General features: G+C 62.3%; 7 protein-coding genes. 4 read left to right on the top strand and 3 right to left on the bottom strand.

From position 1 onward, the window contains the following. Nucleotides 1-19: 19 nt before the first annotated feature. From ACEWQ0_RS11045 to lexA, 4 genes are read left to right on the top strand one after another with little or no spacing between them, the layout of a single operon-like run. Nucleotides 20-829 carry a DUF58 domain-containing protein gene (locus tag ACEWQ0_RS11045; RefSeq protein ID WP_476483607.1) on the top strand — a complete coding sequence of 270 codons (810 nt, stop codon included), beginning with the start codon at nt 20-22 and terminating at the stop codon, nt 827-829. Nucleotides 830-840: 11 nt separating this feature from the next. Further along, on the top strand, nt 841-2,790 hold the full coding sequence (locus ACEWQ0_RS11040) for a transglutaminase TgpA family protein (protein ID WP_476485359.1): 1,950 nt from the start codon (nt 841-843) through the stop codon (nt 2,788-2,790). A gap of 58 nt (nt 2,791-2,848) precedes the next feature. Further along, entirely contained in the window at nt 2,849-3,391 is a 543-nt protein-coding gene (locus ACEWQ0_RS11035; RefSeq protein ID WP_476485358.1) for a Slp family lipoprotein, read from the top strand. 35 nt (nt 3,392-3,426) lie between these two features. Beyond that, a complete protein-coding gene (lexA, locus tag ACEWQ0_RS11030) occupies nt 3,427-4,041 on the top strand; it encodes a transcriptional repressor LexA (protein WP_476483604.1) in 615 nt (204 codons plus the stop codon). A gap of 81 nt (nt 4,042-4,122) precedes the next feature. Here the strand turns inward: lexA and ACEWQ0_RS11025 are convergent, their stop codons facing one another. The 3 genes from ACEWQ0_RS11025 to ACEWQ0_RS11015 form a co-directional block, all read right to left on the bottom strand. Then, nucleotides 4,123-6,276 (bottom strand): alpha/beta hydrolase family protein, encoded by a 2,154-nt coding sequence (locus ACEWQ0_RS11025; RefSeq protein WP_476485357.1) that lies wholly within the window; start codon nt 6,274-6,276, stop codon nt 4,123-4,125. Nucleotides 6,277-6,318: 42 nt separating this feature from the next. Next, nucleotides 6,319-9,276, bottom strand: a complete 2,958-nt coding sequence (locus ACEWQ0_RS11020) for a TonB-dependent receptor plug domain-containing protein (RefSeq protein ID WP_476485356.1) — start codon at nt 9,274-9,276, stop codon at nt 6,319-6,321. Nucleotides 9,277-9,554: 278 nt separating this feature from the next. Continuing rightward, nucleotides 9,555-11,798: a transketolase C-terminal domain-containing protein gene (locus ACEWQ0_RS11015; RefSeq protein ID WP_476485355.1), complete on the bottom strand. Its 2,244-nt coding sequence runs from the start codon at nt 11,796-11,798 to the stop codon at nt 9,555-9,557. Nucleotides 11,799-12,015 lie beyond the last annotated feature (217 nt).

Raw genomic sequence — 12,015 nt, 5'->3', positions numbered from 1 at the left:
CTGGATGCTGGGAATCCTCATGGCCGCGATGCTGATCGGCAGCCTGAACTTCAACAACAACCTCGGTCTGCTGACCACCTTTCTCGTCGCTTCAGCGGCGACCAACTCGATGCTGCTGGCGTATCGCAACTTGCGCGGCCTGAAACTGCTTCAGGGCCTGGCACAACCGGTCCATGTCGGCGACCCTGCCCGCTGGCATCTGGCGGTCATCGAGCCCGGCACGGCTGCACGTGAAGGCCTGGTGTTGAGCGCGTCGAATGCTCGTGCTCAGTTCAGCGTGCCGGCTGGCGGCTCGAGCAAGGTCGTCATCGAACTGCCCACCTCCCGGCGCGGATGGCAGCACGCCGGCAGGCTCCGCATTGCCACCACCCAGCCGCTGGGGCTGTTTCGCGCCTGGTCCTGGTTCGAGCCGACCACCGCTTTTCTGGTGTGGCCCCGGCCGGCCGTCGACGCACCCCCGCTGCCGGAAACAGGCAGTGCGCAGCACGGGCAGCACCGGCCCGCCCGAGAAGAGGGCGATGAATTTCACAGCCTGCGGCGCTGGCGTGAGGGTGACCCGCTGCATCGGATCGCCTGGAAGGCCAGCCAGAGGCACGGGACGCTGCTGTCACGGGAGTTCCGGCAGGAGCGTGCTCGCGACCTCGCCTTCAGCCTGGCAACAACGCCCGGGCGCGACGCTGAGGAACGCATCAGCATCCTCACCGCCTGGATCCTGCGGGCGGAGGGCGACGGTCGCCGCTGGTCGCTCGACACCGGAACCGATCAGCTCGGGCCGGGCCGCGGCGAGAAACACAAGCACGCCGGCCTGCGGGCCCTGGCCGAACTGTGAAGCCAACCCCCATGGCCCTGCCGGCTTTGCCGCTGGCGTGGACGGCAGCGGCTTTTCTGCTGGCCGCCCTGCCCCACCTGCTGTCGATGCCGCCGCTGCTCGGCGTGCTGGCCCTGGCGCTGAGCGGCTGGCGCGTTGTTGCAGCGCTGCGGCACTGGCGGCTGCCGCCGACCTGGCTGCGGCTGCTGTTGACCCTGGGCCTCATCGCCGTGCTGATCATCAGCCTCGGCGGGCTGTGGGGCCGGCGCGGAGCAACCGCGCTGCTGTGCTTGATGCTGGCCGCCAAGATGCTGGAACTCAAACGCCTGCGCGACATGCGAATGGTCGCGTCGGTGTCGCTGTTTCTCATCGCCAGTCAGTTTCTTTTCAGCGAGCGGTTCGTTTACATTGCCTACCTGTTTGGCGGCGTCCTGCTGGTGTTCTGTGCCCTGCTGCAGATCCAGCGCCTCGAGCTCGGTCATGCCGCCAAGCCTTTGCCGCCCCGACCGCTGGCCAAACAGGCAGCGGCCATGATTCTGGCCGCCTTGCCGATGGCGCTCGTCCTGTTTGTCGCCTTCCCCCGGCTGGCCGAGCCGCTCTGGGGCCTGCCCGACCGCGTGATGGACGGCAAGACCGGCCTGTCCGACAGCATGTCGCCCGGCGCCATCGCCAGTCTGTATATCGATGACTCTCCGGCGTTCCGGGCGGAGTTCAACGGTGCGCCGCCAGCACCTCAGCAGCGCTACTGGCGCGGCCCCGTACTCTGGCGCTTCGACGGCGACACCTGGGAGCGCTCGTACCTGCCCACACGCACGCCCGCCAGGGAGGTGGCGCCGGGCGGTGACGACTATCGGTATACGGTCCAGCTCGAGCCACACGAGCGACGCTGGTTGTTTGCCCTCGACTATCCCGTCATTCAGCCGGAAAATGCCAGCATATCGATGGACTTCCAGATCGTCCGCCGCCACCCGGTCACGACGCTGACCGAATACTCGATGCGCAGCAATCCGGATTTCACCGACATGCCGCAGCTGCCTGAAACCATTCGCCGTCTGGCCCTGCAGCTTCCGGAGGGGCGCAACCCACGTACCCGCCGGATGTCCGCTGAGCTGCGCCAGCAGTTCGACAGCGACCGTGCGCTCATCGAGCACGTACTCGCCTGGCTGCGGGAAGAGCCCTTCTTCTACAGCCTGGACACCGCGCCACTCGGCCGCCATGGCGCCGATGAATTTCTTTTCGACTTGCGCGAAGGTTACTGCGAATACTATGCCTCGGCGTTTGCGGTCATGATGCGCGCGGCCAATATTCCGACGCGTGTGGTAACCGGCTACCAGGGCGGCTACTGGCAGGAGGGCGGCGAGTATCTGCTGGTGAGACAGTCCGACGCTCATGCCTGGGTCGAAGTCTGGCTGGCCGGCAGCGGCTGGACTCGCGTTGACCCCACCGCCGCGGTGTCTCCGGACCGCATAGAAAGCGGGGCCGGCAGCGTCGCCGGAGGCAGCGGCAACCGCGACTGGCTTCTGATGCTGCGCAACCGCTACGATCGCCTGCAACACCTGTGGAACTCCTGGGTGCTCGGCTTTGACGCCGCGCGCCAGCAGCGCCTGATGGGGTTCATGGGCCTGCCCGATCTCTCGCGCACGGGGCTGGCGCTGTTCATGGTCGTCGTCATCGGCCTGCTCGTCGGCGGGATCGCCTGGTTCTGGCTGCGCGCGGCCGCGGGTTCAACGGATCCGGTGGTTCGCGCCTGGCAGCGGCTGGGGCAACGCCTGCGCCGGCGCGGGCTGGGGCCACTTACCGGTGAAACACCCCTGGACTGGGCCGGACGCGTGGCCCCCGAGCTGAAATCGGGTGGGCGCCTGCGCGAGCTGGCCAGGCTCTATTGCCTGCTGCATTACGGCGAGCTCAACGACCCCGAGCGCCGCGCGCACTTCATCAGGGCAGTGCGCCGCCTGCCTCTGACAGCAGCGCTTGAACCGTGAGGCGGTCTCGGCGTCTAATACGATCAAAGACGCTCTGAAAATGCCGGAGGAGATCCCCATGAACAAGTTGGTTGCCGGTCTGGCCCTGACCGTTCTGCTCGCCAGCGGGTGCGCAAGCATTCCCCGTCCACTCGAAGGCGAAGTCATCGCTGTCGCCCCCGAGGAATCAAGCGACCACGATGTCGGGCAGACGGTTCGCTGGGGTGGATACATCGTCGACACCCGACCAGGCAAAGCAGAGACCTGCATCGAAGTGCTGTCGCAGCCGCTGGACAAACGTGCCCGACCGCTGGCCGGTGACGGCCACCAAGGGCGCTTTCTGGCCTGCCGCGATGGCTTCGAAGACCCGGCGATTTTCGAGACCGGTCGCGATCTGACGATCATGGGCGAGCTCACCGGCTTTGTCGAAGGCCATATCGGGGAGTTTCAATACATTTATCCACGCGTCGAGGCGCGCGCTCTGTACCTCTGGCCCGAGGAGGTCGTAATCCATCACGACACCGGCCCATGGCTTTACTACGACCCGTGGTGGCCCTACGCCCGCTATCCGATGACCCGTTCACGCTGGCAGATTTCAGGGAGCGTCATTCTGACTGACTGAAACCGCAACAAGCTGTTTTTTGATACAGTCAAGCGATGCAATTGACGCCGCGCCAGCAGCAGATCCTGGAGTTCATCGAACAGCGCACGCAGTTCGAGGGCCTGCCACCCACGCGGGCGGAAATCGTCGAGCATTTCGGCTTTGCCTCACCCAACGCCGCGCAGTGCCACCTTCGAGCCCTGGCACAGCGCGGCGCCATCGAGCTGCGGCCCGGCCGTGCACGGGGTATCGTGCTTGTTGGTCGGCAGCCGCGGTCGACAACGTCGGGCAGCGTGCCCATCATCGGGCGAGTGGCCGCGGGCTCGCCGTTACTGGCCGTCGAGAACCTCGAAGACGAGCTGGCAGTGGATGCCAGACACTTCCACCCAGCGCCCGACTACGCCCTGCGCGTGCACGGAGAAAGCATGATCGGGGCCGGCATCAACGACGGCGACCTGTTGCTGGTTCACCGCACACCGGAAGCCGCAGATGGGCAGATCATCGTTGCGCGCATCAATGACGAAGTCACCGTCAAGCGCCTGCAACGACGCCGCAACAGCATCCTCCTGCAGGCCGAAAATCCGGCCAATATGCCGATTCGTGTCCGCGCCTCTGACGACTTTTCGATCGAAGGACTGGGCGTTGGCGTAATCCGGCGGCGCATTTCATAGCGGGTCGGCACCTATGACCAGATCAACAGCATAAAGGGCGTCCAGTGGACGCCCTTTTCAGCTTTGCAAGCTCCGAGCGATCTAGCTGCTGGCCCTTGGGAAATCATCGAACCCGCATTCCTTGCGGAGAAAGTCGCTGATCAACGACAACGTTTCCTCGTGATGTCGGTAATACCACGGCATCTGATGCGGCATGTCCTGGATGATCTCCAGCCGAGCCGGGACCCTGTCCTTGACCGCGCGATAGAATTCCCGGGCGTGACGCTCCGGGGTGCGCACGTCACGGCTACCCACATAGATCAGGACCGGGATGTGCGCCTTGTCGGTATTCTGCATCGGATCCATGCCGCGTACGGTAACCCCCTGCAGCAGACGCTGCGTGCGATTCTGGCTCCAGCGAGTGCCAATACGGGTCAGGTTGGTCACCGGAGCGCCGGAAATGGCACAGCGGAATGGGGTGTCCGGCCGCACGGTCGCTGCTGCAGCGGCAAACCCGCCATATGAATAGCCAAAGATCACCAGCGCATCGGGATCGGCAATGCCCTGCTCCACCGCCCACTTGGCACCATCGTCCTTGTCGTCCTGCATTTTCTGCCCCCATTCGGCGTCGCCGGCGACCCAGAGTTTACGGCCCAGGCCCTGACTGCCGCGATACTGCGGGCGCAGCACGGCAAATCCGCGGGAGGTCAGAAACGGTACCCAGCCGGAAGCATCCCAACCGCCGAAGTCCCGGCTCCAGGGCCCACCGTGCGGATTGACCACGAGCGGCAGCGGTCCATCCTCCTCCTTGTTCCAGCCTGCCGGCAAATCCAGCAGGGCGGGAATCTTCATTCCATCCCGCGCCGCATAGGTGATCCAGCGCTGCTCGCCCAGATCCTCAGAGTCGATCCAGGGCCGCTCGCTGCCAAGCGTCTGAATTCTCTTGCCGTCAAACAGAAGATGGTAACTGGTCGGATGCCGATTGCTGGAGGTCTGGAAAAGCACCCGTGAGAGGCCCTCGTTGTAAGCCGTTATGGATACCGTCTGGTCGGGATACTGCTTTTTGAGACCATCGTGCAGAGCCCGCATTTCGGCATTGACATAAGTAGTCTCATGAACCGGACCAGCCACGGTGAACGAAACGACTTCGTTGAAGTTATCGGGCTGAGTTCCGAAGCCAAGGCGCGCGATGGAAAAGCGGGGATGGGCCAGCAGTGGTTTGTCGCTGAAAGACCGGGCCTTGGGATCATACTCCCAGGCTTGCACCAGATCCGAGAACTTGTCTGTCAGTACATAGTACTTGCCGCTGTCCTCATCAATGCCGACCATTCGCATCTGCACGCGGTCGGCGAGCATGGTCTTCAGTTCATCATGCTTTTCGAATTCTCCGGTTTCAGGGTTGCGTATTTCAATGCTCTGCTCGTAACGATTACCCGACTTTGCGGTCATGGCGTTGCGCGTGAGCAGTTGCCCGTTGCGCGGGTGAAACAGGCCAGGTGAGGCCTCGGGACTGCCCCTGAAACGCAAGTTGATCCGGCCGCTGGTCAAGTCGTATTCGTAATAGTTGCTGGTGAGCTTCAGCATGTTGGTTCTACGGACAATTACCTTTTCAGGGTCCAGCGGCAGCAGGCTGACCAGGCCTGCGGTGCCGGTCAGTTCAGCGCAGCGCTTGGTCGCCTCGCTGGCGCCCAGCATGCGCTTGCCCGACTCAAAGGCCTCCTCGAAATCCTTGTGCTGGGCATCTGTCAGATAGCTTTTGAAAATGAAGGTGGTCTCTGCGCCGAAGTCCCTGCCTTCGCCACACCCGCCCAGGGCTGCAGTCATTTCCTGCCGACCCGTCACGAGCACTTTCCCCGCTTTGAGCGCTGCCGCGTGGATGAACTTCATCTTGTCGCCGCTGGGGGTAATCACCGGCCCCTGATCGAGATTGTCCAGATCCCAGGTCGCCAGCGCGGTATCTCGATGGTCGCTGCCCGGCGCGCTGATGATGGCTGCCAGGTGCTTGCCGTCAGTGCTCATCGATACCGAGCTGATCGCGGGCTGACGCGCGATGGACTCGATAGAGATGGGTGCTGCATGAACTGCGCTCCCAAAAATCATGAGTGCTGCAATACTGAGTGTCCGAAAGGCCTTGAACATGATGCGTATCCCGCTGTGCTGACTGTTTACTGCGCTGCTGTAGCGCAAGAGCAATTCTGTGGAAAGTGATCTTTGGCTCGCTAGTTTAAAAAAAATGGCGCCCCGGTGGGGCGCCATCTGCGAAATAACCTTGAAAGGTTTTTCAGGGTCTCCAGTCGATCAGAAGCGGTAGTTGATACGGCTGAAGATCCGCCGTCCCAGCAGGCTCGCCTGAGTACCGTTGATCGGGAAGTTGCCGTGCGTATAGACCGCGCCAGCAGCGCCGGCCGACACCAGGTCGGGCTTCTCATCGAAGATGTTATTGACCCCGATAAGGAAGTCCCAACGGTCCTGCTGATACAGGAACGACAGGTTGTGCTGCCACCAGGCTTCGAACTTGATATCGCGGTACGCGTTGTCTTCACCGTAGTAGCTGATCTCGGCATTGGCGAAGCGAGATGCGTCCGTGGACGAAGCGTACTGCATGTAATAGGTGGCCGACCAGTCGCCTCTGCGGGCGGTGGCACGGAGATTGCTGACGATCTTGGGCGTACCGATATCTCCCACCACGTCGAGATCGTCATATCCGTCGACTTCACCCGGGGCAAAGAGCTGCAGCACGTTCTTGCGCTGCCGTGTCGTCTGCGACTCCAGGTTGAGGCTACCCCAGTTGAAGTTCTGCTTCCAGGTGAGGTTCAGATCCAGACCCTCGACTTCCTGGGTGTTGATATTGACGTAGCTGTCGTTGATGACGTCGATGTTGTAGGCACCGATCGGTGCATCACCCGGGTTACGAGTCAGCAGTTCGCAGAACTGGTTCGGGAAGTTGTCACCAGTGTAGCAACCGGCCGCAATGGCGCTCGCACCCAGCTGGGCGATCTGATCCTTGACCTCGATCTGGTACCAGTCCAGCGCCACGTTGAGGTTGGTGAATTCGGGCGTCCAGACGATACCGAAGTTGTACGCGTCGGAAGTCTCGGATTCGAGATTGTCGACGCCACCGCCGGAGATGACCGTGATCGAAGAGCCCACGCCCGCGTAATCACCCGGGATACCTTCAGCGGCACAGTTGGTACGGATGTTTTCGTTGGTGCTGTCCTCCCACTCGATGCAGGGGTCGAGCGTCTGACCGACAAACCCGCTCTGGTCACCGAGGAACTGCTCGAACAGTGCCGGTGCGCGGTAGGACGTTCCGGCCGTGGAGCGGAGACGTACGGTGGGTACGATCTGCCAGTTCAGGCCAGCCTTCCACACGGCATCGCTGCCGCCGCTGTCGTAGTCGAAGTAGCGGGCGGAACCGTTGAAGGTCAGCGATTCAAACGCGGGAATACCTGCCAGAAGCGGCACTTCGACCTCGCCAAAGACCTCGGCGACGTTGTTGCTGCCCTTGGTCACGGTTGCTGAAGAAAGGCCCCAGGAATCGCCTGCCTGTGACAGCGGATCGGGCTGGTCGTCGATACGGAAATCGCGGTATTCCACCCCAAGCGCCGTGCCGACGGTGCCGGCCGGAAGCTCGAACAGGTCGCCAGTAATGAGACCGGTAACCTGCCACTGCTCATAAAGGGTGTTACCGAGCGTGTCGGCACCGACAATGCTGACCAACTCGTCCATCTTGTTGCCGTTCAGATAACCCGGATCAAACGGATCATAGCTTGGCGGGTTGAGGTCGTAATCAACGTCACCCGTGCGACTGCCGTCGATGGCGTTCTGCCGGTAGTCGCCGTCCGAGCGTGAGTAGCTGCCATGCACCTGCCAGCTCCAGTAATTCTTGGTCGGCAAGCGGCCGGTGAGGCCGGTCGAGGCATAGTAGTAGTCAACGTCGATGTTCGAGTTGAGCGGGTACGGGTAGATAGGCTGGGTCAACTGCCCTTCCACCGGTGAAACCGCCGGGTCAAGCGGATTCCAGGTCGGATCATTAGCGTAGGCAAGGCTGCCATCACCGGTCAGCGCAGCGGCCTGAGCGCCGCCAACAAACGGGAAGAACTGGCGCCAGCCCTCACGCGTGGTTTCACGATTGCTGTAGAGAAAATCGGCGTCCCACTCGACATCGCCGAAGGTGAAGTCGGCCGTCGCATAGAAGTTCATGCGCTCGCGTTCGTTGATGACCGTTTCCGACTCCATGAACTTGCCGTTGCGTACGGTTTCGTACCAGGCCTGCCCATACGGCTCTTCGTCGTAGCGATTGTCACGGAGATCACGGCGACCGGGGAAGGGGCCGGTAAACTCGCCATCGGGAGAAGTGATCCAGCGATCACCCGTCAGCGCATCAATGATCGAGTCGTACCACATGCCGTAACAACCACCGGTCGAAGTACCGGCATTAACGGAGCGGTCTTCCCGATCGATGCGATGGCCATCGGCATTCCAGACCCGATCCTTTTCGCATCTGAGAAAATCGCGATCCCCAGCGCGCAGGGCCTTCTGCTTCTCGTACTGCGCCGAGAAGGTCAGACTGCCATTGTCGAAGTTGGCGCCGGTAATGGCACCAAAACGATAGAACTCGCCGCCGCTGTCAAGCGGAGCGTCGACAGCGACATTGAGCTCTGTCCGATCGACCGATCGACGGGTGATGATATTGGCCACACCAGCCACGGCGTCGGAACCATAAATGGAAGAGCTGCCGTCAAGCACGATTTCAAAACGGCTGACTGCAATGTCGGGAATCATGCTCAGGTCCACGGCCTGCACTTCGCCACGCGTTCCCGAGCCGCCGGGGCGACGCCCGTTGAGCAGCGTCAGAGTGCGCGAAGTACCAAGGCCGCGCAGATCCAGGGTCTGCACGCCGGTGCCGCCCTGAACGACATAACCACCGAACTGGTTATTCATCTGCGTGGTACCGGAAGCTACTGAGGAGCTCTGCAGAATATCCGCGGCCGACAACTGACCCGCCTGGAACTGAGTCTCGGCATCGATCACCTGCATCGGCGCCGCCGAGGAGAAATCCTCTCGCTGCAGCAGCGAGCCAGTCACCTCGATACGATCAAGCGTTGATTCCTCCTGGCGGTCCTCATCCTGAGCCTCGGTCGTGTCGACCTGGGACTCGTCGTCCTGCGCCCACACCGGGGTAGCGCTCGTTGCCACGAGCCCCAACCCGGCGACCAGCGCCGTGTATAGCAATTTCTTTCTTGCGTTGCGCACTGTTAACAACCTCCATATGAACTGCAAACTTGGACCCTGATCATCATCCGGCACCCTCATTCTGCCCGGCCGACCCCTTTTTCGGTCGCATGAGCCAAAGTGACCGATCGCTGTTATAGCCAGCGGACATCCTTGATGCTCTCCAGGCGACGATTAACCGATCACAGGCCTGTCGTTACCCACAAAATTAATATTTCGTTATGGTCAAGCGAAACAGACTTTACAATTGCTGGCGCCCGGATGCAAGTCCCAATCAGCCACAACGCCGAGCGGGCAGCTCATTGGCATTCGCCGGCAACCTCCACACAAAGCTGCAGCAACTCTTCTTCCGCTGCCAGAATCAGATTGGCCGCATCACCCAGCGGAATATAACAATCGGCGCCGGTGAGCCTGCGCACCGGGCGATCGGCGACGCCGGCTTCGACCAGAGCGGTGACCACGGCCTCGCCAACACCGCCATCAGGTCGACCTTCATCGAAGACGACCACGCCGGCGCACTCGGACGCGTGTCGAGCAATGGCCTCCACGTCCAGCGGCTTGAGCCAGCGCAGGTCGAGCACGCGAACACGAACGCCCTTCTGCTCTGACATGGCACGCGCACAACGCAGCGCCATGGGCACACCGTTGCCGAAAGTCACCACCAGCAGATCACTTGCAGACTCGTCATAGACGCGAGACGCGAACATCGGCATGGAATCGCCCGGAGCGGGATAGTCGAAGCTCCACTCGCCGTCGTCCCGGGCGTACAGGTCCTTGGTCATGTACAGGGCAATCGGCTCGAGGAAGGCCGAAACCCGGCCGTCGACCCGGGCCAGCGCCATCATGCTGCGCAGCATCGTCACGGCATCATCACCGCGAGACGGACAACCGATGACCAGGCCGGGAATATCGCGCAGGGCGGCGATTGAATTGTCGTTGTGGAAATGTCCGCCGAAACCCTTCTGGTAACCCAGGCTGGCGATCCGCATGACCATCGGGTTGCGGTAGCGGTTGTTGGAGAAGTACTGCAGCGAACACGCTTCACCGCGGATCTGGTCGCAGGCATTGTGAAAATAGGCCAGGTACTGGATTTCGGGTATCGGCAGGTAACCCATGGCGCCGTAGCCCTGTGCCAGCCCCAGAATGGTGGTCTCATCGAGCAGGGTGTTGAATACGCGACGCGGGCCGAAGCGCCAGGCAAGCCCCTTGGTCACCGTGTAGACGCCACCCTTGCGGCCAACGTCTTCGCCAAAGGCCAGCGCCTGCGGATACTTGACCAGCAGGTCGGTCAACGCCCGATTGATTTGCACGGCCATGTGCTTGCCCGGTTGATTTTCCGGCAGCAGACGCTCGTTGCCGAATACGCGTATGCGCTCCGCGCGCGCGGGCATGCGCGCCGCCTCTTTCGCCACGGCGTCGGGGGTGAACGGCGCCAGCGGCGCCATCGCCTCGGCGCGTGTAGTGATCCGCCCTGCCCCGTCGGCGCGGTCGGCCTCGGCCAGGCAGCGCTCAGCCAGGGTCTTGTAGCGTTCGCGAATCTGGGCCGGCGTCATCAGGCCGCGACCGACAACGGCCTCGGCGCTGGTCCGCAGCGGGTCAAGGGCTTCGGCCGCCTCGAGCTCGGCACCGGAGCGGTATTCAATTTCGAAGTCGGTGCCGGCATGCCCCATCAAACGCGTGGTCTTGAGGTGGAGAAACACCGGCCGCCGGCGCGTGCGGCATTCATCAACGGCCCGCTGAACCGCATCATAGCCCGCGACCAGATCCAGTCCATTGGCATAGTGGTAACTGATGCCGTGGCGAGTACGCATGCTGTCGGCCACCCAGTTGCTGGGGGTGGGCACGGAAATGCCGATATCGTTGTCTTCGCAGACCATCAGCACCGGCACCGGCAGGCTCTGATGACGCGACCAGGCGCAGGTGTTGATCGCGCTCTGGGCAGCGGCGTGATTGAGGCTGGCGTCGCCGAAGCTGCACACCACGATGGAGTCGTCGGGCACCGGCAATGGATGCCGGCCACCGCCGCCGTGCGAAATGGCCAGCGCCGTGCCAACCGCCTTGGGCAGGTGACTGGCGATGGTCGACGTCTGCGGCAACACCCACAGGTCGGGATGACCCCAGACCTTGTGGCGACCGCCGGAGGCAACATCCGCCCGCGCGGCGGCGAAGCTCAGACAGGTATCGTGAATGAAGTTCAGGCCGTCGCGCTTGCGATAGCGCTCGGCCATGAAACCGCCGGAACGATAGTGCAGGAAGGCCGGATCGGTCGCGCGAGTCAGCCGTCCCACCATCGCATTGCCCTCGTGCCCCGAAGAACCGATGGTGTAAAAGACCTTGTTTTCCAGGCGCTTGATGCGTGCCATCAGATCGAGCTGACGCGACACCATCTGGCTGTCAAAAAGCTCGAGCAGGTCGGGGTTGGGCAAGCCGGGCCGGTCGAATACCGCTACCCGACCGTCCTCGATTGCGGTCAGGTGGTCAAGAAAGTTCTCATCGACGACTTCGGCGCGGTTGATTTGACGGGATTGAGAAGGTTTGGTCATGAGTCTGATCGGTAAAGATGTCGCGATCGCCTGGGTGCGATCGAATGCTGCGAATTCAAAACAAACCTGAATGTTCGAAAAACCAATGCGTCAGACAGGCCGGCGCCAGGAGTTACGGCCAGGCCAGGAACCGCTCGTCCGACGGAGTTTCGGTCACTGCGGTTCTGGCCGTTAGGTCTGGTTTCGAATCTGGTGCTTCGGGCCTGGAATTTCGCGC

Source organism: Wenzhouxiangella sp. YN9, assembly GCF_056324165.1.
This window is presented reverse-complemented; position numbering and strand designations above follow the sequence as displayed.